Raw genomic sequence first — 21,386 nt, 5'->3', positions numbered from 1 at the left:
GCCTGCACTCCAGACAAGTTGCCGTAAGCGACCAACGCGTTACGCACGGGTGAATAGTCTCCGGATCTTTGGGGCTCGAACCCGGTGATCATGGGTCGGGTGTCCCGACTCCCGGTGCGCCAGCGGGCGGCGGAGGGGGTTCGCGAGAGGATGGAAACATGGAGAACACTGAGCAGCACCCGCACGAGGACGCACCATCGTGGGTGAAGAACTATCAGCCGGGCGTTCCCGCGACGATCGAGCTGCCCACGGAGTCGCTCGTCGCCATGCTCGAACGGTCCGTCGCCGAGGCAGGCAGCCACCCCGCCCTCGAATTCTTCGGACGGAGGACGACCTACACCGAGCTCGGTGAGCAGATCGACCGCGCGGCGGAGGGCCTCCGTCACCTCGGCGTCCGAGCCGGAGACCGAGTTGCGCTCCTGCTGCCGAACTGCCCGCAGCACGTCGTCGCGTTCTACGCGGTGCTCCGCCTCGGCGCGGTCGTGGTCGAGCACAACCCGCTCTACACGTCGCGGGAACTCCGTCACCAGTTCGAGGACCACCAGGCCCGCATCGTGATCGCCTGGGACAAGACGGTCGCGGCGATCCGCGCCTTCCCTGCCGACATCGAGATCGACCACATCGTCTCGGTCAACCTGCTGATGGCGTTCCCGACGATCAAGCGCCTGGCCCTGTACCTGCCGGTCAAAAGTCTGCGCGAGTCCCGCGAGGCCCTCACCGGTTCAGCGCCCGGCACCATCGCCTGGAAGGACCTGCTCACGCACGGTCGCATCGATCCGGAGCACCCGCATCCGTCGGTCAACGACCTCGCCGCGATCCAGTACACCTCCGGTACCACGGGCCGCCCCAAGGGTGCGATGCTCACCCACTTCAACCTGTATTCGAACGCGCTCCAGGGTGAGGCGTGGATGCACGGCGCCGAGTACCGCAAGGAGATCTTCTACGCGATCCTGCCGATGTTCCACGCTTTCGGCATGACGCTCTACCTGACATACGGCATCCGCAAGCAGGCGCTGCTCGTGCTGTTCCCGAAGTTCGAGCCCGGGCTGATCCTCGCCGCAATGAAGAAGTCGCCCGCCACCGTCTACTGCGCCGTTCCGCCGATCTACGAGCGCACGGCCCGGGCCGCGCAGGAACGGGGCATCTCGCTGCGGTCCTGCAAATACTGCATCTCCGGCGCGATGAACCTGCCCTCGCACGTCGTCGAACTCTGGGAATCGGTCTCGGGCGGGCTCCTCGTCGAGGGCTACGGGATGACCGAATCCTCCCCGGTGGCCCTAGGCAACCCGTTCTACTCCACTCGCCGACCCGGCACGATCGGGGTGCCGTTCCCCTCGACACTGATGAAGGTCGTCGACCTTGACGACCCGAGCATCGAAGTGGCCCAGGGGCAGCCGGGGGAGCTGCTACTCAAGGGCCCGCAGGTCTTCCAGGGCTACTGGAACAACCCCGAGGAAACCAAGAAGGCGCTCTTACCGGGAGGCTGGCTCCGCACCGGCGACATCGTCACCGTGGACGAAGACGGCTTCACGACGATCGTCGACCGGGCCAAGGAACTCGTCATCACCGGCGGGTTCAACGTCTCACCGACCGAGGTCGAGACGGCCCTGCGCCTGCACCCCTCGATCAAGGACGCCGCGGTCTTCGGCAAGCCGCTCGAGCGCGGTGGGGAAATGGTCATCGCAGCGGTCGAGCTCGAGCCTGGCGCGACCCTCGACCAGGAGGCCCTGCGCGCGCACTGCCGCGAACTGCTCGCCGCATACAAGATCCCGCGCCGCATTGTGCAGATCGACGACATGCCGCGCTCGATGCTCGGCAAGATCCTGCGCAGGCAGGTGCGCGAACACGTGCTGCCCCTGCTCTGAGGCAAGCCGTGCCCGACACCGGTTTGTTGTTTTCGAGAACAAAAGCGGGCCGCGCGGTTTAGGATTGATCGCGTGGACCTCACCGAACGACCGACCCCTGATCCCGACCGCTCCGAATTCGACAAGATGGTCGCAGGGGACTGGTACCGCTACCGGTCCGGCCCCGAACTCGCCGAAATGACGAACAGCACCCAGCGCACCTGCCGCCGCATCACCGCCCTCTACGACGAGGACAGGGATGCCGCATCCGCTTTGCTGACGGGCATGCTCGGCACAGCGGGGGAGAACCTCGACTTCCGGCCGCCGATGTACCTCGACTACGGCTCCCGCCTGCACATCGGCAGGGACACCTTCATCAACGGGGACTTCCTCACCCTGGGCGGCGGTGAGATCACGATCGGCAACAACGTGCTGATCGGTCCGAGCGCCCGCCTCTACACACCGATCCACGCTCTCGACGTCGACGAGCGGCGTGCAGGCTACGAGCGGGTGCTGCCGATCCACATCGGCAACGACGTCTGGCTCGGCGGCAACGTCGTCGTGTGCCCCGGGGTCACGATCGGCGACGGCAGCGTGATCGGCGCCGGGTCCGTCGTCACCAAGGACGTGCCGGCCGGGGTCATCGCCGTCGGCAACCCGGCCAGGGTCGTGCGCACGATCGGCGAGCCGGAGCGGGAGCAGAGCGCAGCCGAGTAGATCGGCACTCTGCCGAGAAGGGCCCGGCTGCGCGCAGCGGATGTCGCGGCTCAGGTGCCGAGGTAGCGTCCCGGCCGGTGGTTGAGCGCGAGCACCAGGTTGAGCACGATCGCGCCCGCGGCCGAGAGGGCGACGTTCACGGGCGAGACGACCGTGATCGCGGCGACGACGACGGTCACATCGAACACCATCTGCACGTACCCGGCACGCCAGCCGAGGCGCTCCTGCAGGAGCAGGGCGAGGATGTTGAACCCACCCAGGCTGGCCTTGTGGCGGAACAACACGATGAGTCCGACACCGATCACGAGGTTGCCGAACAACACGCCGTAGACCGGATTGAGGTGCTCGATCCCGAGGGCATACGGGTGCAGGGAGGAGAACGCCGAGACGAGCGCGACCGCGACGACGGTGCGGAGCGTGAAGTTCCAGCCCTTTTTCCAGAGAGCGAGGGCGAAGAACGGCACGTTGATCGCGAAGAAGAACACCCCGAACGGTATCGGAGCCGCGTAGCTCAGCAGGAGCGCGAGTCCGGCCGTGCCGCCGGTCACCGCCGCGCTCGCCTTGAGCAGGAACAGACCGAACGACGCGAGGAGGGTGCCGGTGAGGATTCCGAGAACGTCCTCGACGGCCGAATGGCGCGGCGCGACATCCGTGTTGAGTGTTCTGGGCTCGGCGGCCCGGGGAGATTTCGGCATTCTGCAAGTCTGCACGATGGCGCGGGTAACGTTTCGCACCCCCGCGTGGTTGTCCTCGGTATGACTGTTGCCCTGTCCATTCTTGACCTCGCTCCGATCGCGCCCGGGCAGACCGTGCGGGAGAGCTTCGCGGGAAGCGTGCGACTCGCACAAACCGCCGAAAAGCATGGCTACACCCGCGTCTGGTACGCCGAACACCACAACATGCCGACGATCGCCTCCTCGGCCACGAGCGTCCTCGTCGGCCACGTCGCCAGCCAGACGTCGACCATCCGGCTCGGCTCCGGCGGCGTGATGCTGCCCAACCACTCTCCGCTTACCATCGCCGAACAGTTCGGCACCCTCGCCGAGCTCTACCCTGGGCGGATCGACCTGGGCCTCGGCCGCGCCCCCGGCAGCGACCAGACCACCGCGCGGGCGATGCGCCGTGATCCCCGCGCCTCCGACCAGTTCCCCCAGGACGTGATGGAGCTGCAGGCCTATCTGCGCGGCGAGTCGGTCGTGCCCGGGGTGCAGGCGATCCCCGGTGCCGGCACGAACGTGCCGCTCTATATCCTCGGTTCCTCCCTCTTCGGAGCAGGTCTTGCCGCAGCGCTCGGCCTCCCGTACGCCTTCGCCTCCCACTTCGCTCCCGATGCCCTGCACGAGGCCATCGCCCTGTACCGGCGCGACTTCACGCCCTCGGCGCAGCTCGCCGAGCCGCATGTGATCGTCGCAGTGAACGTGATCGCCGCCGACGACCAGGCGGATGCCGTCCGGCAGTTCGAGGAGACGCGGCGGAACCGGGTGCGGGGCATGCTCACGCGCGGTCCGGCGTCGCCGGAATACAGCGACCAGCAGATCGACGCGTTCCTCGTCACGGCGGAAGGGCAGCAGATCGCGAAGATGATGCGCTACTCGGCCGTTGGCGATCCGTCAGCCGTGCGGGTCTTCCTCGACGACCTCGTCGCCGCGACCCACGCCGACGAACTGATCATCGCGCACGCCTCGCGAGACATCGAGGCGCGGCTGCGCTCGGTCGAGCTGACCGCCGGGGCCATGAACGGCGTGAGCGTCTGACGATCCCGGCGCCGTCGATCCTCCGGACGGGACGGTAGGAAAGGTCGGGACGGGCGGAAGGTTCGGGACGGGTCCGGAAGGTCCTCCTAAAAGGGGACTATCCGATTCCGGCAGGCGGTGGAGTTAATGTCAGCCACGAGTCGAGAGGTTCCACGAGCTGCCCGGGGTCACCGGCAGCCCCGGCCGACCGTCGTGAGAGCCGGAGATCTGATGTCACACCCCGCAGTAGAAACCCCCCGCCGCCGCACTCCAGCCGTCGCCTCCCTGTCCCTTCGCCTGATTTCCCGGGACGACGCGATCAAGACGATCCGCCTCGTCGTCGTACGGTGTGAGGATGACAGCCTGCAGGAGATCCGGTTCCGCGACCAGGTGATCGGCTTCATCCGCCGGGACGAGCCGTTGTTCCGCGCACTCAGCGGCACCCAGCTCGACGAGGCCTGTGAACGCGGACACTCCCTGCTCTGGGACAAGGCGGCGGCTCTCCTCGTCGACGCGAGCGGCCTGCTCCCCGCCTGATCCACCGCCCATCGGCGTGGGCGCTCCCGCTGGTGGTGCTGCAGGCACCGCGGGGGAGCGTACCGTGGAGTAGACCCGATCGATTTTCGATCGTGGGTAGACGCAGGGCAATTCTTGACTTCACCCGCGGATCTTTTCCCGCCGACCACTCCCATTCCGGTGAACGAAGGCCCCCGTCCCTGGCGCCAGACCCTCGACTCCCTGAGCGTCCCGAACTTCCGCTTGTTCACGGCGTCCAACGCGGTGGCCATGACCGGCACCTGGATGCAGCGTATCGCCCAGGACTGGCTCGTGCTGCAACTGACCGGCAGCGTCGCAGCCGTCGGGGTGACCGTCACGATGCAATTCGCGCCGATGCTCGCCTTCGGCCTCTTCGGCGGCGTGATCGTCGACCGCTATTCGAAGCGGATGCTGCTCATGCTCACCCAGTCGGCGGCCGCCCTGCTCAGCGCGGTCCTCGCGGTACTCACCCTCACCAACACCGTGCAGGTGTGGCAGGTCTGGGCGATCGCCTTCCTGGTCGGACTCGTCACCGTGATCGACAACCCCACCCGCCAGGTCTTCGTGAACGAGATCGTCGGTCCGCGCTACCTCCGCAACGCGATCACCGTGAACTCGACGGTCTTCCAGCTGGGCGCTCTGATCGGGCCGGCCATCAGCGGTGTCCTGATCGTCGCGGTCGGGTCCGGCTGGTCCTTCGGCATCAACGCCGCAGCGTGCCTGCTGACCGTCCTCGCCCTGACCCGGCTCGACGCCTCCGCGCTCTACCGCACCCCGACGGCGCCGCGCCAGAAGGGACAGCTCGTCGAGGGCCTGCGCTACGTCGTGTCCAAGCCGACCATCCTCTGGCCGATCGTGATGCTCGCGTTCCTCTCCGTCTTCTCCCTCAACATGCCGGTGCTCCTCGCCGCTTACGCCGACCACGTCTACAAGGTGGGCGCCGGCGGCTACGGACTGTTCAACACCCTGATCGCCGTCGGCGCGGTCGCGGGTGCGCTCGCTTCGACACGTCGGGCGAACATCCGCTTGCGCACGGTCATCGTCAGCGGCGGCGTCTGGGCGCTGATCCAGGCGAGCTCCGGCCTGATGCCCACCGAGATCACGTTCGGTATCGCCCTCATCGTCACGGGCGTCGCGAACCAGTTCTTCTTCACCGCGGGCAACCCGCTCGTGCAGATGTCGTCCAACGTGCGGGTGCGCGGGCGCGTCATGTCGGTCTGGGTGCTCGTTCTGCTCGGTGGCCAGGCGATCGGCGGACCCCTGATGGGCTGGATCGTCGAATCCTTCGGCCCGGACACCGGGATGCTCGTGTCCGGCCTCGTGCCCGCGCTCGCCGCGGTGGTCATCGCGCTGATCCTCGCGCACCGCAACGAGCTGCACCTGACTGTGCGCCTTCGCCGGCGCGGACGGCCGGGGGAGCACTGGGGCGGCTCGAACCTCGGCTCCTGAGCCGGCCCCGTGCCAGGCGTTTGCCGGAGCTCTGCTTGTTCCGCACCGGTTCGCACGACCGGCCACTGGACGGAATCGAATCTCCGGCCCGTTACGGTTGAAGAGGTCTGGGAAGGGAACTGCCACTGTGAGCGAAATTGCGGGTGAACTGGCGCGCGTGCGCGAGGCCTTCGACAAACCCACCCTGCGCTTGCTCGATCGCAAGTGGGCGCCGTTCGTACTCGCCGTCTTCAAGTCGGCGTTCAGCCGTGACCGCCGGAGCGTCCAGGCCGACCGCCTGCACTCCCAGGTCGACGCCTACCTCGCCGACCTCCGCTCCGTGGGCAGCGAGGTACCGGGCAAGAACGGCCGCGCCCTGTGCGTGCAATGGATGAACGACCTCTGGCTCTACCGAGAGACCGGGGAGAACGGTGAGGAGCAGTACTCCCTCTCCTCGCACGCCCTCGAAGCACTCCTCCTCGTCGACAGCCTCTCCCGCGATCGCGCCCTGATCAGCGAATCCCGCCTCACCACCATCGTCGACAGCGTGCGGCACCGCGCCACCCAGGCAAACCCCGACCGGGAAGCGCGCATCCTCCGGCTGGATCAGGAGATCGCCGAACGCACCGCCGAGCGCGACCGCCTGCAGGACGGCGGCGAGATCGTCACCGCGACCGACGAGCAGATGCACGAGGGGTACGCGAACCTCGTCGACCTGATCACGCAGCTGCCAAGCGACTTCAAACGCGTCGAGGAATCCGTCGCTGCCATGCACCGCCAGATCGTGAGCGACTTCCGTGGCGAGGAACGCCCCATCGGCGAGGTTCTCGACGAATACCTCGCCAAGACGGATGCCCTGATGTCGGCGACCGCGGAAGGCCGCGCCTTCGAGGGCGCCTTCACGCTCCTGCGCGACGACGCGCTGCTCCAGGACGTGAAGAACGACCTCGAGTCGATTCTCGACCATCCCTTCGCCACCCGTTTGACCACGGCCGAACGGCGAACGTTCCTGGGCACCGTCGGTCTGATCCGCAAGGGCATCGACGACGTGCTGACCCAGCGGAACGGCCTCACGACCACTCTCCGCGAGCACATCGTGAACCACGACGTCGTCAAGGACCGCGAGCTCGAGCGCCTGCTGCGCGAGATCAACAAGGAACTCGCGGTCTGGATGGAGACCGCAGGACCCCGTTCCACGGTGACCGCTGAGCTCATGCCCGGCGTCCTCGACGTCGAACACCTCCGCGAACGGTTCTACGATCCCCTGAACCACCGGCCACCACCTGACCTCGAGGACGTGTCCGAGTACGCCCCCGAACCGCCGAGCCTCGACGAGATGCGGCGGCAGGGCGGCCCGATGCTCGAACGGATGCGTGACGCCCTCGTGATGTTCCGCGGGACGGGCGACACGGTATCGGTCGGAGCGGCCTTCAACGACCTCGAACCCGCCCTGCGGCGCCCGGTCGAGATCCTCGGCATGCTGCAGATCGCGACCCAGGTCGATGCCCTCAGCCGCGCGCACCAGCTCGAGAGCTTCGAGACCGTACGGCCGGACGGCAGTCGGCGCACGTTCTCGGTTCCCCGCATCATCCTGAATGACGACGAAACGGCGGCCCTGGCCGCCCTGAACTATGGAACCGATCATGACTGACGAGTGGCCAGACGACCAGGACGACCGCGACGACGACGGCCTGGACGGTGACGCCGGCGCCGGAATCGATACGGCGATCGACGACGAGCCCGCAAGCTTCTCCCTCTTCGAGGGCGACGAGGGCGGCCTCACCGTGGAACAGCGCCGTACCCTGGTGCTCCTGATGAAGCACCGCTACGTGTCCGCCGCCCTTCAGCCGGCGGAATGGCGCACCCTGCTCGACTCGCAGCGGCTGCTGAAATCGCGCCTCAACGACATGTTCCTCGACCTGCACATCGACCTGCACTACCAGGTCGCGTTCAAACGGCAGGCCGTCTCCGAGGCGGGCGACCGGTTCCCGACCCTCCTGCACGACGTCGCCTATACGCGCGAGGAGACGATCCTGCTTGTGCTGCTGCGCCAGCGGTTCCGCAGCGAACGAGCCAACGGCCAGGACATCGTGCTCGTCGACCGCGACAACCTCGTTGAGAACATCGCCCATTTCCGCCCCGAGTTCTCTACGGACCGGTACGGCGACGCCCGCAAGGCGAGCGCCGCCGTCGACAGCCTCGCCAAAGCGCGGGTGCTGCTCAAGACGAGCGATCCGGACCGATTCCGTATCTCGGCCGTGATCGAGGTCCTGCTTCCCCTCGAACGCCTCGCCGAACTGCACGAGTGGCTCGTCGAGCAGAACGCAGCGGATGCCCCCACCACGGTGGAGCCTGACCCCGAAGAGCTGGACACCGAACGGGAGGCGATCTCATGAGCGATTCCCCGCTCTTCTACATCGACGGATCCACAGAGGGCACGACGCAGTGGCGCGCCGAACTGTTCCAGATGGTCAACTGGGGAGGATTCCAGGGCCACCACGAGATCACCTTCGCCCCGTCGGCGACCCTGCTCTCCGGGGCCTCCGGAACCGGCAAGAGCAGCCTCCTCGATGCCTACCTCGCCCTGATGATGCCCTCGGACACCCCGTTCAACGGTGCGTCCAACGACGCGGGATCCGGCAGGGCCCGGAGCCTCGACCAGCGCAACCTGATGACCTACCTCAAGGGCAAGACCGACTCCAACCGTGAGGCCGGAACCGGGGAGATGCAGGACCAGGTCCTCCGCGGCGCGCACGACGCGACCTGGGGCGCGGTCGCGATGACCTTCGTCGACGACAACGGTCGCCGGTTCACCGTGCTGCGCGCCTATTTCGTGCCGAGGGGCGCGACCAAATTCGCCGACATCACGATGAAGATGGCCACCCAGGACGGTCGCCTCGACCTCCGTGACCTCGCCGATGTCACCGAGGCGCGCTTCGACAAGCGGGCGCTCCGGACCCGGTTCCCCGACCTGGATGTCTTCGACACCTACGCCGCCTTCGCCCAGACCCTTTATACCCGGCTCGGCATCGGCGCCAACGGCGAGGGCGGCAAGGCGCTGCGGCTGCTCGCGCGGATCCAGGCCGGGCAGCAGGTCAAGACGGTCGACGGCCTCTATAAGTCGATGGTGCTTGAGGAGCCGGCCACCTACGCGGCGGCCGACAAGGCCGTCGATCACTTCGAAGACCTCGAGAGGTCCTACGGGGCGATGCTCACCGAGGCCCAGAAGGCGAAGGTCCTCGAACGAATTCCCGACCTGCACCGGGAGTACGAAACCGCGGCGGAGAAGGCGGACCTGATCGACACCTTCGGGGTCCATCGCACTGGTGATACCCCGTTCGTGCTCTGGCAGCTCCTCACCGAGCAGGGACTGCTCGAGGGCGCCGCCGACACCAATCGCATCCGTCGCCGCGACAATCAGGTCGAGCTCACCCGGGCCAGGAACGCCGAGACCGACCTGAAGTCCCGCGTTGCCGAGGTCCAGCACCAGCAGCGCGACAACGGCGGCGACGTCCTCGTCAGCCTGCAGAACGAGATCGGCCAGCTGCGGGACCAGCGCGACGACATCGGCGCCGAGCGCGCGAAGTTCGACGACCGCACCGCCGCCCTCGCCGTTCCGATCGCTTCGTCGGCCGAGTTCACCCTCGCGCAGAACGATGCGGAACGCTTCCTCGATGGGTTCTCCGCGGCCGAGCACGACCTCGAAGCCGAGCGCACGACCCTGCAACGGAACGCCTTCCCCGTCGAGGAACAGCTCAGGACCCTGGGCCAGGAGCATGACTTCCTCGCGGGCCGCGAAAACCTGATTCCCCAGCACCTGCACAATGCCCGGATGATGATCGCGGAGGCAGCGGGAATCCCCGCGGACGAGCTGCCCTTCGTCGCCGAACTCGTCGACCTCGCCTCCGGCGAGGAATCCTGGCGCCAGGCCGCCGAAGTCACCCTGTCGTCCGTCGTGCGCGTCATGCTCGTCGACGAGACACGGTTGCGCGACCTCAGTGCGGCCATCGAACCGATTCAGATCCCGGTGCGCATCCACTTTGAGGGCGTTGCGCTCCAGGTGCACCGGCCCCGCACCGGCGATCCCCGCTTCGTGTCCGGCAAGCTCGTCTACCAGGACTCGCCCTTCAGCGGCTGGGTCCAGGACCGGGTCAGCGCGCCGAGCCTCGACGCGCTCTGCGTCGCCGACCCGACCGACCTGGCCGGAGACGGCCCGCGGGTCACCCCGAGCGGTCAGACGCGCAACGGCAAGCGTGGGGCACACGGCTGGAACAAGGGCCAGGCGCCGATCATCGGCTTCTCGAACACCGGCCGCCTCGCCGAGATCGTCTCCGAACGCGCAGAGCTCACCGGTGCGGCCGAGGCCTTCTCCCGTGACGCCGCCGCCGTGGGGAAGCGCATCGCCGATCTCCGCGGCAGGCGAAGCGCCCACCAGTATGTCGTCGACACCACCTGGCTATCGATCGATGTGTCCGGAGCCGAGGCCCGGATCGCCGAGAAGGAAGCCGAATCGGAGCGCGTCCTCGCGGGCAGCGACATCCTCCGCTCCCTCAAAGCCGAGGAAGAACGTTTTTCCTCCGAACTCGAGGCTGCCCAGAAGCTCAAGCATTCGGCCGACGGGACGGCCGAGCGTCTCGCCGCCGAGCAGGCGCGGATCGTCGACCGTCAGGACGCCGTCTCCGGCATGCTTGACCGGATCGAACGGGACGAGGCGACCATTCTCTCCGAGGAGCACTTCGCGCACCTGACGGCACAGTTCGCCCTCGTCGGAGACCAGAGCGATCTCGCGGCACTCGAGGGCGGCGTTCGACGGCTCCGCGAGCGCCTCACCGAGCAGTCCGCGCACGACAGGGAGAATGCCACGAGCGCCCGGGATTCGCTCGTCCGCATCTTCGAGACGTTCCAGGGCCGCTGGCCCGACCCGAACATCGGCACCTCGCTCGAGTCGTACACGAGCTACCGCGACATCCTCGATGCCGTGTACACCCTCGGCCTGCACGAGCGTCGCCAGGAATGGAAGCGCCGGCTGTCGGCGTGGAGCGGGCAGGACCTCGTACCCCTCACCGCGGCGTTCAACACCGCCATCGAGGAGATCGAGGACCGGCTCAGGCCGATCAATGAGATCCTCGCGACCCTGCCGTTCGGGGCCGGCCGTGATCGCCTGAAGATCGCCCTCCGTCGCCTGCATCGCGACGACGCCACCGCGTTCCGCAAGGAACTCAAGGTGCTCGCGTCCGGGGCGACGGAGGACTTCACCGACGAGGAAACCGAGGCCCGGTTCACCCGGCTGCACAACTTCATGGCCCAGATCCGTCGGCCGGAACCCGGGACGCGCACCGAGTCGCAGCGGGATCTCCTGCTCGACGTGCGCAAGCACGTGGAGATCACCGCGGTCCGGTCGACGCCGGACGGCGTCGAGGTCAGCACATACTCCTCCCTCGGCGGCAAGAGCGGTGGAGAGTCTCAGGAACTCGTGGCGTTCGTCGTCGGGGCGGCGCTGCGTTTCCAGCTCGGCGACGAGAGCCGCACCCGCCCGCGGTTCGCACCGGTCTTCCTCGACGAGGGCTTCGTGAAGTCGGACTCCGAGTTCGCCGGCCGGGCCGTCGCGGCCTGGAAGGGACTCGGCTTCCAGCTCATCGTCGGCTCGCCGCTCGACAAGGTCACCGCCCTCGAACCGCACATGGAGCTCGTGCTCTCAATGACCAAGAACACGAGCACCGGCTACTCGTACATCACCCCGCTGTCGTCCCCAAATCCAGTCCCGGTAAGCTCGAACCATGGATGAAGAACAGACTGTACCGACCACATACGTCTTGCCGAACAAGGAATTCCTCGAGATCGCCGACGGCGACACACTCCCGGAAATCGGCGACGGCATCTACACCGGCGGCGTGGCCTACCGGGTCACGGACCTGTGGTTCATCGACGACGACGACGCGCCGTTGCCCTATGGCTTCAACGTGTTCCTGACCGAGGCACCCAAGAACGGCAACACCCTTCGCGAGTTCGACCCGATCTTTTTCGCGTAGAACTTCTTAGCCCAGACCGTCCGCCGCCGGATCGGCTCAAGCCCGGGCGGCGAGCTCGGCCTCGAGGCGTTCGACGTCCTCCCGGTGGCACAGTTCGGTGGCGGGGGTCGAGGCCGTAGCGCTCCCGGCGGCGACGCCCGCACGGAAGGCTTCTTCGGCCGTTCGCCCCTGGGCGAGCCGCAGCACGAAGGCAGCCACAAAGCTGTCCCCGGCCCCGACGGTGCTGATCACCGTCACCTTCGGCACCTCAGAGCGGATGACGCCGCTCGCGGAGGCGAGGACGGCTCCGTCCCCGCCGAGGGTCAGGGCCACATGCTCGGCGGAACCGGCGGCGACGAGCTGCGCTGCGGCATCCGCCTGGCTTTCCGGCGTGTCGAGCGTGACGCCAGCGTGGGCCTCGAGTTCCCGCAGGCTCGGCTTGACCAGGAAGACCCCTTCGGCGAGGGCGGCAGTCAGGGCAGGGCCGGAGGCATCCACGATGCACCGTGCACCGCTCGCGCGGGCGAGGCGGGCGACGCGCGCATAGAAGTCGTCGGGGACCCCGGGAGGCAGGCTTCCGCTCGCCACAATGTAGCCACCGACCGGCATCGAGGCGGCGAGAGTGTCGAGGCACGCCGTCCATTCCGCCTCCGTGAACTCCGGCCCCTGCAGCACGAAGCGGAACTGCTTGCCGGTACCCGTTTCATCGACCGTGAAACTCTGGCGGGTGCTCTCGCGGATCGGAACCATGACCGTGGGAAGCCCCTCGGTGGCGATGAGCTGGCGGAAGGCCTCTCCAGTGGGACCGCCGGCTGCGTAGAGGGAAAGCGCGGTTCCGCCGAGTCGACGGATGACCCTGGCCACGTTGATGCCGCCGCCGCCCGGGTCGATACGCGTCGCACTGCACCTCAACTTGTGCTCACTGGTCACCTGGGCCGTCGAGGTACTCACATCGAGAGCGGGGTTGACGGTGAGGGTCAGAATCGGCGGTGTCTTCACAAAGCTCGAGGCGTCCATCTTCCCAGTCTAGAAGCCGCTCCCTGCCGTTCCCGAAAGCGACGTTCGACAGGACATTGTGCGCTACTTCAGCGCCTTGGCCTTGAGCGCCTCGAACTCGGTCGCCGTGATCGAACCGCTGTCGAGGAGTTCTTTCGCCTTCGCGATTTCCCCCGACGGGCTCGCGGACGAAGCGACGGACCTGACGTAGTCATCCGTGTAGTCCTGCGCCTGTTGCACGCGTTCCGCCTGCCGCCTGGCCATGTCCGGGCCGCGGGCGACCAAGTAGACGAGTGCGGTCAGGAACGGAACGAAGACCAGAAAGATCAGCCAGACGGCCTTGGCCCCGCCACTGAGCTTGTGGTCCCGGAAGATGTCGCCCACGATCGAGAACAGCACCATGAGATAGGCGATGAACGCGAAACTCCAGAAGAAGAACCACACGACGTCCCAGAAATTCGAAAACATGAGCTTCTCCTTGCCTCAGGTGCTCTTGTCCGTTCGTGCGGTGCCAGTGTTCGTGGGTCTTCGGGGGTGTCAGCGCGGGTGGAAAATGGCAGCGCGAACCGAGCACAGGATCCGCGCCAGCGCTGGGCGAACTCGCCGGCAGCCCGAACATAGCGCGACCCGAGTTCGCCGGAAAGGGCTCCTTCAGCGGGAGTGGTCCGCATCTTTTGCGGCGGAACCGGCCGAGTCAGCGTGCGCCTTGATGCTCGCACTGAACGGGATTAGTGTCCCCAGTGTCCTGATAGAGCGTCTCGACGACGAGGTCGTGACGACGAGCGAAGGAGGCACCGTGCTGGGACCCATCGAAGTGCTCGTGGTTGCGTTTCCGGGAAACAAGTTCAACGGCAAGATCGTGCCGGCGCTGGCCGATCTCGTGGACAGGAACACGATCAGCATCATCGACGCATTGCTGGTGTCGAAGGATGAGACCGGCGAGGTCAGTCTCGTGGAGTTCGACGAACTCGGCATCGCTGAGGATGCAGCCGTGTCGGCTCTGGCCGCTCTCTTCGAGGGAGCCGACGGACTCCTCTCGGACGATGACGTCGACGAGTTGTCCGCCGACCTCGAGAACAACAGCTCGGCGGCCATCCTCGTCTTCGAACACACGTGGTTCAAGCCGTTGCGCGATGCGATCGTTGACTCCGGCGGAGTCCTTCTCGAAGACGTGCACGTGCCGGATTCGGTTGTCGACGAGGTGCTCCAGGCGATGGACGCATCCGGGGCCGACACCGACTGAGAGCCACACGCAATGACACGTGACGCGACAGGCAGTACGACGGGCGATACGACTCGGAACACGAAGAAAGGAACACAATGATGCGTCGAGGTGGGCGACCAGGCCTGATGGGGACTATGGCACGTACGGCTGTGATCGCGGGCACGGCTACCGCAGTCTCCGGCGGAGTCAGCCGGCGCCAGCAGGCCGCCCAGCAACAGCAGCAGCCGCAGTACGCACCGCCGCAGCAGGAGTCTGCGCAGGCGGCGCAGCCGGCGGCCGCGGCGGACGACAGCCTGTCCGCCCAGATCGAACGGCTCGCGACCCTCAAGACGGCCGGCGTGATCAGTGACGCGGAGTTCTCGGCGGCGAAGGCCAAACTCCTCGGCATCTGACAATTGTTACCGCAGGATTCATGCATGACTTTGTGTGACCTGCCGGCGGTCTGGGGACCAGTGTCGTGCACATCGTGGGAAGGACGTCCCCGGTGTCGGCATAACTCCTGCAAATTCCCGAGGTGGTGAAGCGGCTGCCCGGAATTCCGCGGCAGAAGAATCCTCAAACCGGAATCTGCAGGAGTTATGCGCGGAGCGGCTCGAGCTCGAGATCGGCCGCGGCGAGCACCTCGGCACCGGCATCGCGGAGGGCGGCCATGAAGGCGGCATGAACGGATGCCCCGGGAACCTCGGTGCCCTGGAACTCGAAGTCGGGTGCTGCGCAGGCGTTGTGCACCACCGTGACGGCGAAGCCGAGGTCGAGGGCGGCCCGCGTGGTCGCGTCGATGCACATGCTGCTCATCATGCCCATGATGACCAGATGATCGATATTCTCCGCGCGCAGCAGCCGTTCCAGGCCTGTGTCGACGAACGCGTTCGCGGAGCCCTTGGTCAAATGGCGTTCCTGTCCCAACGGCGCCACCAGCGGGTAGATCTCGACGCCCGCGGTTCCCGGGATGAAGAACGTCGCATCCGCTTCGGTGGCGAGGTGCTGGAAGTGCAGAACGGTGGTGCCGATCGCTCGGGCCGAGTCGAGGACACCCCGGGCGACCACCGCGGCGGGTTCACTCCCGGAGAGGGGATATGCGCCCCCTGGGAAGTAATCGTTCTGGATATCAATGACCACAATGCCAGTGCTCACACCTGCTCCGCTTCGTTTCCTGTGCCAATTCCCCCACACGACTCTAATTGTTACGGGCCGGATTTGCGGTGTCGTTGTGCTGCCGTATTCTCGGCTCCATCCTCCCTGTCTCCTCCCGCACCCGCAAGGACCTCGTGACCGCCCCATATTCCGGAATCTCCGTCGAACTACCCATGCTGACCTGGGGCGACCCGGCCGCGGCGCGGAGCGCACTGCTGCTGCACGGACTCACCTCCGCAGGGGCGGTCTGGTGGCGGGTCGCGAGCGGACTCGCCGCCGAGGGGTGGTTCGTGGTCGCCCCCGATCAGCGCGGCCACGGCCGTGCCCCGCGCACGACGTCCTATCCGCTGGCGGGATTCGTCGCCGACACTTTGCGGCTCCGCCCGGCGCACGGGAAGCCCTGGGACCTCGTCGTCGGACATTCCCTCGGTGGCGCCGTCGCACTCCTCGCAGCGGCGGGCAGCGAGGACTGGACTCGGAGCGTACTGTTGCTCGACCCGCCCCTCACCCTCGGGCCGGGCTCGGTCGCGCCGCTCCTGGCCGAGACCATCGCGGAAATCACCGACCCGAACGCATCCCAGATCCTGAGCGAGAATCCGGGCTGGCATGCGGAGGACGCGCACCAGAAGGTGGAGGCGGCGCGCGTGGTCAGCCCGTTCACCGTTGAGCGCGTATTGAGCGATACCAGCCCCTGGGATCTCGAACCGCACCTCGACGATGTCCGGGTGCCGATCCGGCTCCTCGGCGCCGACCCGGCATCGGGAAGCGCATCGGTGCTTCCCGAGCAGGGTGAGCGGCTCGCCGCTCGGCACGCGAACCTCAGCTACGCGTTCGTCGCGGGCGCAGGGCATTCGATCCATCGGGACTCGGCAGATCGGGTGATTGCCGAGGCGCTGCAGGCCACGATCACGGGCGCTCCTGCAACCAATCCATGACCGCGGGACACGCTTCGAGCACGGAAATGTGGCCGTCCTCCGGGCGCAGCCAGAGCTCCGCTCGGGGAAGACGTCGGTTGAGCCAGTCGGCGTGAGACGGCGGAACCACCCGGTCCCTGCCGCCCTGGACCAGCAGCACCGGCGCAGCGACCGCGGAAACGGGGAAGCCCCACGGGGCCACGAAGGCGAGGTCGTCGTCGATCAGGCCCCCTGGCCCCGCCTCCGAGGCCAGTCCGACATCGGCGCCCAGGGCCGCCCAGGGGTCGGCCAGTGCGTCGTAGTCCGCCTCGATGAAGCTGTCCGGGTCGAAGTCCTCGGTTTCCTCATAGGTCGTACGCTCCGCGCGACCGAGCAGCGCCGCGCGCAGGGAGGCGCCGTTCGTGGCCATGCTGGCGAACCAATCGAAACCGTCGGCCTCGAGCGGAGCCAGGGTCGCCAGGCAGCCCACCGCCGAGACCCGCTCCGGCAGCAGCGCAGCGCAGGCGAGGGCATGTGGACCGCCGCCTGACGCGCCCATCACGGCGAATCGGGCGATGCCGAGGGCGTCGGCGAGCTGTTCGACGTCTGCGGCTGCAGCCGCCACATCACGGCCCGGCAGGGCAGACGAACCGCCGTAGCCCGGCCGCCCATAGGAGATGAGACGGATGCCGCGTGCGGCGGCCGCAGACTGCAGCGGATCGAGCAGGGCGCCCGTCTGGGGTGACCCGTGTTGCCAGAGCACGGTGAAGGCCGAGTCCAGTTCGTGGTCGGGGGCGCTGTCGTGGACGCGCAGCGTGCGGCCGTCGCGAAGGTGCAGGTCCTGAATGAACACCATGGAGACATCCTAGGGAGCGGGCCGGGCACCGGGCCAGGCCGGGAAACTGCGAGGAATGGTGGCAACTCGCGGACCCAGGTCGCGATCCCAACTTGGACACCATGACATAGGTCATACTGGACTAATGGTCTTCGATATCATCGTCCTGAGCGCCCTGCGCTCGAGCCCCGCCCACGGGTACGAACTGAAACGCCGTGTGCAGCGGCCGAGCTTCGCAGCGCTGAGCAACAACTCGCTCTACCCTGCCCTGCACCGCTTCGAGAAGGCGGGCGCAGTCACGCACGCCGTCGCCGCCCAGGACGGACGTCCCTCCCGCAAGGTCTACACGATCACCGAGCTCGGTCGCGGACTCTTCCACGATCTCATCTCGACCCTGCCTGACGCCCTCGCTGGCAACGAAGAGGAATTCCTGATCCGGCTTGGCTTCTTCGACGAGGTGTCCTCTCGGGACCGAGCCGCCATTCTGGCGGCCCGCGCGGCGGCCCTCGACGAGAAGATCGCCCAGGTCGCCGCCCTCATCGCGACCCGGCCGGAGCGCGAGGGCACGGACTGGCCGAGCGTGAGCATGGAGCACCTGCTGTCGACCCTTCATCACGAGCGGGAATGGGTCACCGGACTGATGGACGACGAAGAGGGCACGGGCCATGTCGACTGAGACCGTTCCGTCCGCCGGAGCAGCCTCCGATCGGGTCGGCCTCGGTGCCGTCGCCCGGTACGGCCTCCTGGTCGGGCCGCTCCTGAGCATGATCGACTCAAGCATTGTCAACGTCGCCGTTCCGGACATCGGCCGGGAACTGAACGCGCCGCTCAACGAGGTGCAATGGGTCGTCAGCGGCTATCTGCTCGCACTCGGTGTCGCTCTCGCGGTCACGGCGTACGCGGCCAAGCGATTCGGCACCATGCGTGTCTACACGATCAGCATGATCCTCTTCGTGCTCGTTTCCGCGGCGTGCGCGGTCGCGCCCGACATCGGCTCCCTCATCGCGTTCCGCGCCGTCCAGGGCTTCGTCGGAGCGCCGCTCGTGCCACTGGCCCTGAGTATCCTGCTCGGCAAGGACGGGATCGGCGGCGGCACCATCCCGATCTCCGCTGCGCTCACGCTCTTCCTCGCGCCCGCGCTCGGGCCGACCCTCGGCGGCCTCCTGATCGGTGCCGGCGGGTGGCGCTGGATCTTTCTGGTCAACGTGCCGGTCGGCATCGTCGGGCTGCTCCTGCTGTTGCGGGTGCCCAAACACCTGGGCGCCCCGCCGAACGCCTCGATCCGCTTCGACCCGCTCGGGTTCACCCTGCTCGCCGCTGGCCTCACCGGCGCGCTCTTCGGGGCGACAGAGGGCTCAGCCGAGGGCTGGGGCGAACCGATCTCGTACCTGCCACTCGGAATCGGGATCGTCCTGCTGGTGCTCTACACGTTCTGGGCGCTGCACCGACCGAATCCGGCGGTCAACGTGCAGATGTTCCGGCATCGCAACTCGGCCGTCGCCCTCGTGCTGCAGGTGCTCTGTTCCGTCGTGGCCTTCGGAACCGTCTTCCTCCTGCCCGTCTTCACGCAGTCCGTGCAGGGCTACTCGGCCATCGCGACGGGACTCGCCCTCCTGCCCCAGGGCATCATCATGGGCGTCGGCACCTACGTCGGCCAGAAGCTCTCCGGGCGCATCTCGCTCAGGCTGCTCGTCGTGTCCGGGTTCCTGATCCTCGCTGCGTCGAGCGTGTTCCTGCTCTTCCTCGAGCAAGGCACCCCGCTCTGGGTGACGGCGCTGATCCTGTCCGGACGCGCCATCGCAATCGGCTTCGTCACGACGCCGCTGCTCATCGCGATGCTCGCACCCCTCCGAGAGGACGAACTGGCCGACGGAAACACCCTGTTCAACATCACGCAGCGGCTGGGCGGGTCGATCGGCGTCAGCATCCTCGGGTCCATCGTGGCCGGGGGAGCGACCCTCGAAGCGACCATCGACGCGTTCCACTTCGTCGGAGCCATTCTGATCGGGCTCGCCCTGATCGGGGCGGCCCTTGCCCTCTGGCTGACCCAGGGCAGGGACACGCCCGTGCCGCTCGTCAGCACCGTCGCCGAATAACGGCGCCGAATAACGGCGGACAGACTGTATTCAGGTCCTAAATTCAAGATGAGAGACGTAAAATTATGTGAGTAAGTATCGCATTCGTGTTCGATTCGGGGTAGAATCGGGGCATGGCAGGAGCTTCGGATCCCCAGTCACACACCCCGCAGACACCCGATTCCGGGGCCGCGGGAGATCAGCCCACCATTGATGTCGAGTCGGCCCATCCGGTCGCCGTTGCCGAGGGTTTCGAGGGTGAGGCAGGGTTGGCCGGGTCGGTGCCGTCGGTGCATGCGGATGCTGTCGCCCGGCTCGTCGAGGCGCAGGCGGCTCTCGCAGAGGCCCTGGCCGCGATCCCGGTCGGACTGCTCAGCGACACAGAAGCGGTGAAGGCGCTCAGCACTGTGGAGGCGATCGGACGCAACGTTGATGCAGCCCGGGTGACCACGGCGACGGATGTGGACCGGCGGGCGCGGGTTTTGGGCCGGGAGGGTCTGGCGTGGAAGATGGGGTGCCGGGGCCCCTGGGACGTGCTCACGCGGGTGACCCGGGTCTCGGCCCGGGAGGTGAAGCGGCGGACGAAACTCGGGGACGCGGTGTTGCCCCGCCGGGCGGGCCTGGCGGTGTTGCCGCCGTTGTTCCCGGTGGTCGGGGCCGCCCTCGCCGCGGGGGATATCGGGGTGGAAGCGGCCGAGCTGATCGCCACGGGACTCGGGGCGGTCAGTCACCGGGCGGTCCCGGCCGAGGTCGAGGTCGCCGAACGTGCCTTGGTCGCCACGGCGGCCGGGTGGATCACCCCGGAAACGGAGATCCTCGCCGGCGCCGGGGTGCCCGCGGCCGCGGACCTGATCCGCGGCATGGTGCTGCAGTGGCAGGCCATCCTCGACCCCGACGGGGTCCTGCCCCAGGAAGACCTCTTCGAAGCGAAGTCCAACATCGGCTTCGGACAACTCAAGAACGGCTTGTATCCGGTGAAGGGTGGGGTGACCCCGGAACTCTTCGGGATGATGAACACCCTCTTCGACGCCTTCCTCAGCTTCCACGCCCGGCCCGCCTTTCCAACCGAGGAGGAACAGGCCCGGATGGATTCCGGGCAGATGATCCCCGGCGCCGAGACCGCCGGCACCGACGCGGGCACGGGCCCGGAACTGGACGTGATCGAAGCGGAATTGCGGGAGCGCCGCGCCGATACCCGCACGGGCGGGGAGAAACGTGCGGACATCCTCCGGGCCCTGTTCGAGCATGCCGCCCGGGACGAAGACACCCCGTCGATGGGCGGGTCAGCCCCGACCGTGATGGTGCACGTGAACGCCGCCGACCTCGCGAGCGGCGTCGGCGTCGGGTGGATCGACGGCGTCGAGGCCCCGGTGTCGCTCAAGACCGTGCATCAGCGGATCTGTGACGGCGGCTTCCAAGGCGTCCTGTTCGGGGAGAACAACCAGGTCCTCAAGCTCGGTCCGGAACGAAGGTATTTCAACCGGGCGCAACGCCGGGCGATCACCGCCCGCGACGGCGGCTGCATCATCCCCGGCTGCAAAGCACCGGCTCACTGGGCCGAAGTGCACCACGTGAAGCCGTGGGCGCAGAACGGACCCACCACGGTCGACAACGGTGTCCTACTCTGTTGGTTCCATCACCACACGATCGACACCTCCGGGTGGGAGATCCGCATGGTGAAAGGCTCACCCCAGGTCCGGGCCCCGGGGCTCATCGATCCCCAGCGACTCTGGCGGCCACCGAACAGGCACCGCGCCCATCAGGTGCTTACCGGGCCACCGAACCGCGACTGACCGGGGCTGCGCAGCGGAAGCCCACATGGCTCATCCCCGTGTCGATCGGTTGCGGTCGTCTGGCCGAGGGCCGGTACCGCAGGCAGTAGCTGTCCGCACACAGGAAAGACCCGCCCTTGACGACCTTGCGCGGTACGGCGAACTGGGGCTGAGCCGGATCGAGGCTTT

The 21,386-nt window shown here is 67.4% G+C and carries 20 protein-coding genes and 1 pseudogene; 15 read left to right on the top strand and 6 right to left on the bottom strand.

Features of this window, described 5'->3' with window-relative positions; translation table 11 throughout:
• Window positions 1-158 precede the first annotated feature (158 nt).
• Window positions 159-1,865 (top strand): long-chain-fatty-acid--CoA ligase, encoded by a 1,707-nt coding sequence (locus tag QN350_RS03590; RefSeq protein ID WP_322139514.1) that lies wholly within the window; start codon window positions 159-161, stop codon window positions 1,863-1,865.
• 72 nt (window positions 1,866-1,937) lie between these two features.
• Window positions 1,938-2,561 (top strand): sugar O-acetyltransferase, encoded by a 624-nt coding sequence (locus QN350_RS03585; protein ID WP_322139515.1) that lies wholly within the window; start codon window positions 1,938-1,940, stop codon window positions 2,559-2,561.
• Between the two features lie 50 nt (window positions 2,562-2,611).
• Here the strand turns inward: QN350_RS03585 and QN350_RS03580 are convergent, their stop codons facing one another.
• A complete protein-coding gene (locus tag QN350_RS03580) occupies window positions 2,612-3,256 on the bottom strand; it encodes a YitT family protein (RefSeq protein WP_281534587.1) in 645 nt (214 codons plus the stop codon).
• Window positions 3,257-3,316: 60 nt separating this feature from the next.
• Here QN350_RS03580 and QN350_RS03575 point away from each other — a divergent pair, with 60 nt between their 5' ends.
• From QN350_RS03575 to QN350_RS03545, 7 genes are all read left to right on the top strand, one after another.
• Window positions 3,317-4,315: an LLM class flavin-dependent oxidoreductase gene (locus QN350_RS03575; protein WP_322139516.1), complete on the top strand. Its 999-nt coding sequence runs from the start codon at window positions 3,317-3,319 to the stop codon at window positions 4,313-4,315.
• Between the two features lie 210 nt (window positions 4,316-4,525).
• Complete coding sequence (locus QN350_RS03570) at window positions 4,526-4,831, top strand: hypothetical protein (RefSeq protein WP_281534588.1); 306 nt, start codon at window positions 4,526-4,528, stop codon at window positions 4,829-4,831.
• Window positions 4,832-4,984: 153 nt separating this feature from the next.
• Window positions 4,985-6,280: an MFS transporter gene (locus QN350_RS03565; RefSeq protein WP_416173069.1), complete on the top strand. Its 1,296-nt coding sequence runs from the start codon at window positions 4,985-4,987 to the stop codon at window positions 6,278-6,280.
• Between the two features lie 127 nt (window positions 6,281-6,407).
• Window positions 6,408-7,910: a DUF3375 domain-containing protein gene (locus QN350_RS03560; RefSeq protein WP_322139518.1), complete on the top strand. Its 1,503-nt coding sequence runs from the start codon at window positions 6,408-6,410 to the stop codon at window positions 7,908-7,910.
• Window positions 7,903-8,655, top strand: a complete 753-nt coding sequence (locus QN350_RS03555; RefSeq protein WP_281534591.1) for a DUF4194 domain-containing protein — start codon at window positions 7,903-7,905, stop codon at window positions 8,653-8,655. Before QN350_RS03560 ends, QN350_RS03555 begins: the two co-directional genes overlap by 8 nt.
• Entirely contained in the window at window positions 8,652-12,044 is a 3,393-nt protein-coding gene (locus QN350_RS03550; protein WP_322139519.1) for an ATP-binding protein, read from the top strand. The genes QN350_RS03555 and QN350_RS03550 overlap by 4 nt, the downstream gene beginning before the upstream one ends.
• A complete protein-coding gene (locus QN350_RS03545; RefSeq protein WP_134450258.1) occupies window positions 12,037-12,288 on the top strand; it encodes a hypothetical protein in 252 nt (83 codons plus the stop codon). Before QN350_RS03550 ends, QN350_RS03545 begins: the two co-directional genes overlap by 8 nt.
• A 36-nt stretch (window positions 12,289-12,324) precedes the next feature.
• On the opposite strand, the gene QN350_RS03540 is transcribed toward QN350_RS03545, so the two are convergent.
• Together QN350_RS03540 and QN350_RS03535 are read right to left on the bottom strand one after the other, a co-directional pair.
• A complete protein-coding gene (locus tag QN350_RS03540; RefSeq protein ID WP_322139520.1) occupies window positions 12,325-13,284 on the bottom strand; it encodes a 1-phosphofructokinase family hexose kinase in 960 nt (319 codons plus the stop codon).
• A gap of 63 nt (window positions 13,285-13,347) precedes the next feature.
• Window positions 13,348-13,731, bottom strand: a complete 384-nt coding sequence (locus QN350_RS03535; protein WP_322139521.1) for an SHOCT domain-containing protein — start codon at window positions 13,729-13,731, stop codon at window positions 13,348-13,350.
• 328 nt (window positions 13,732-14,059) lie between these two features.
• Between QN350_RS03535 and QN350_RS03530 the strand changes: the two genes are divergently transcribed.
• Both QN350_RS03530 and QN350_RS03525 read left to right on the top strand, forming a co-directional pair.
• Window positions 14,060-14,506, top strand: a complete 447-nt coding sequence (locus tag QN350_RS03530; RefSeq protein ID WP_322139522.1) for a DUF6325 family protein — start codon at window positions 14,060-14,062, stop codon at window positions 14,504-14,506.
• Between the two features lie 116 nt (window positions 14,507-14,622).
• Entirely contained in the window at window positions 14,623-14,880 is a 258-nt protein-coding gene (locus QN350_RS03525; protein WP_322139523.1) for an SHOCT domain-containing protein, read from the top strand.
• Window positions 14,881-15,064: 184 nt separating this feature from the next.
• Here QN350_RS03525 and QN350_RS03520 read toward each other — a convergent pair whose 3' ends face one another.
• The gene (locus QN350_RS03520) at window positions 15,065-15,622 is read right to left on the bottom strand and encodes a cysteine hydrolase family protein (RefSeq protein WP_322139524.1); all 558 of its coding nucleotides are present in this window, start codon (window positions 15,620-15,622) and stop codon (window positions 15,065-15,067) included.
• Window positions 15,623-15,756: 134 nt separating this feature from the next.
• On the opposite strand from QN350_RS03520, the gene QN350_RS03515 reads away from it, so the two are divergent.
• Window positions 15,757-16,557: an alpha/beta hydrolase gene (locus QN350_RS03515; protein ID WP_322139525.1), complete on the top strand. Its 801-nt coding sequence runs from the start codon at window positions 15,757-15,759 to the stop codon at window positions 16,555-16,557.
• Here QN350_RS03515 and QN350_RS03510 read toward each other — a convergent pair.
• Window positions 16,529-17,371 (bottom strand): alpha/beta hydrolase, encoded by an 843-nt coding sequence (locus QN350_RS03510; RefSeq protein WP_322139526.1) that lies wholly within the window; start codon window positions 17,369-17,371, stop codon window positions 16,529-16,531. The genes QN350_RS03515 and QN350_RS03510 overlap by 29 nt on opposite strands.
• A gap of 124 nt (window positions 17,372-17,495) precedes the next feature.
• Here QN350_RS03510 and QN350_RS03505 point away from each other — a divergent pair, with 124 nt between their 5' ends.
• The 3 genes from QN350_RS03505 to QN350_RS03495 all read left to right on the top strand — a co-directional run bounded on the left by QN350_RS03505 (window position 17,496) and on the right by QN350_RS03495 (window position 21,218).
• Window positions 17,496-18,026 carry a PadR family transcriptional regulator gene (locus QN350_RS03505; protein WP_281534611.1) on the top strand — a complete coding sequence of 177 codons (531 nt, stop codon included), beginning with the start codon at window positions 17,496-17,498 and terminating at the stop codon, window positions 18,024-18,026.
• A complete protein-coding gene (locus QN350_RS03500; protein WP_322139527.1) occupies window positions 18,016-19,446 on the top strand; it encodes a DHA2 family efflux MFS transporter permease subunit in 1,431 nt (476 codons plus the stop codon). The genes QN350_RS03505 and QN350_RS03500 overlap by 11 nt, the downstream gene beginning before the upstream one ends.
• 113 nt (window positions 19,447-19,559) lie before the next feature.
• Window positions 19,560-21,218 (top strand): HNH endonuclease signature motif containing protein, encoded by a 1,659-nt coding sequence (locus QN350_RS03495; protein ID WP_322139528.1) that lies wholly within the window; start codon window positions 19,560-19,562, stop codon window positions 21,216-21,218.
• On the opposite strand, the pseudogene QN350_RS03490 reads toward QN350_RS03495, so the two are convergent.
• Window positions 21,193-21,384 (bottom strand): annotated as a pseudogene (locus QN350_RS03490) (SUMF1/EgtB/PvdO family nonheme iron enzyme); the annotation flags it as partial. The gene QN350_RS03495 and the pseudogene QN350_RS03490 sit on opposite strands and share 26 nt — an antisense overlap.
• Window positions 21,385-21,386: the final 2 nt, after the last annotated feature.

Origin of the sequence: Cryobacterium sp. 10I5, assembly GCF_035019865.1 — a bacterium.
In the GTDB taxonomy this organism is placed as follows: Bacteria; Actinomycetota; Actinomycetes; order Actinomycetales; family Microbacteriaceae; genus Cryobacterium; species Cryobacterium breve_A.
Note: the sequence above shows the minus strand (reverse complement) of the source record. Positions and strands in the feature narration are given on the sequence as shown.

What these genes read in the sequence shown, in the direction of transcription:
- QN350_RS03535 (WP_322139521.1), bottom strand. Translation starts at nt 13,731, where the DNA reads ATGTTTTCGAATTTCTGGGACGTCGTGTGGTTCTTCTTCTGGAGTTTC.
- QN350_RS03550 (WP_322139519.1), top strand. Translation starts at nt 8,652, where the DNA reads ATGAGCGATTCCCCGCTCTTCTACATCGACGGATCCACAGAGGGCACG.
- QN350_RS03500 (WP_322139527.1), top strand. Translation starts at nt 18,016, where the DNA reads ATGTCGACTGAGACCGTTCCGTCCGCCGGAGCAGCCTCCGATCGGGTC.
- QN350_RS03495 (WP_322139528.1), top strand. Translation starts at nt 19,560, where the DNA reads ATGGCAGGAGCTTCGGATCCCCAGTCACACACCCCGCAGACACCCGAT.
- QN350_RS03510 (WP_322139526.1), bottom strand. Translation starts at nt 17,371, where the DNA reads ATGGTGTTCATTCAGGACCTGCACCTTCGCGACGGCCGCACGCTGCGC.
- QN350_RS03590 (WP_322139514.1), top strand. Translation starts at nt 159, where the DNA reads ATGGAGAACACTGAGCAGCACCCGCACGAGGACGCACCATCGTGGGTG.
- QN350_RS03570 (WP_281534588.1), top strand. Translation starts at nt 4,526, where the DNA reads ATGTCACACCCCGCAGTAGAAACCCCCCGCCGCCGCACTCCAGCCGTC.
- QN350_RS03580 (WP_281534587.1), bottom strand. Translation starts at nt 3,256, where the DNA reads ATGCCGAAATCTCCCCGGGCCGCCGAGCCCAGAACACTCAACACGGAT.
- QN350_RS03545 (WP_134450258.1), top strand. Translation starts at nt 12,037, where the DNA reads ATGGATGAAGAACAGACTGTACCGACCACATACGTCTTGCCGAACAAG.
- QN350_RS03575 (WP_322139516.1), top strand. Translation starts at nt 3,317, where the DNA reads ATGACTGTTGCCCTGTCCATTCTTGACCTCGCTCCGATCGCGCCCGGG.
- QN350_RS03540 (WP_322139520.1), bottom strand. Translation starts at nt 13,284, where the DNA reads ATGGACGCCTCGAGCTTTGTGAAGACACCGCCGATTCTGACCCTCACC.
- QN350_RS03505 (WP_281534611.1), top strand. Translation starts at nt 17,496, where the DNA reads ATGGTCTTCGATATCATCGTCCTGAGCGCCCTGCGCTCGAGCCCCGCC.
- QN350_RS03525 (WP_322139523.1), top strand. Translation starts at nt 14,623, where the DNA reads ATGGCACGTACGGCTGTGATCGCGGGCACGGCTACCGCAGTCTCCGGC.
- QN350_RS03555 (WP_281534591.1), top strand. Translation starts at nt 7,903, where the DNA reads ATGACTGACGAGTGGCCAGACGACCAGGACGACCGCGACGACGACGGC.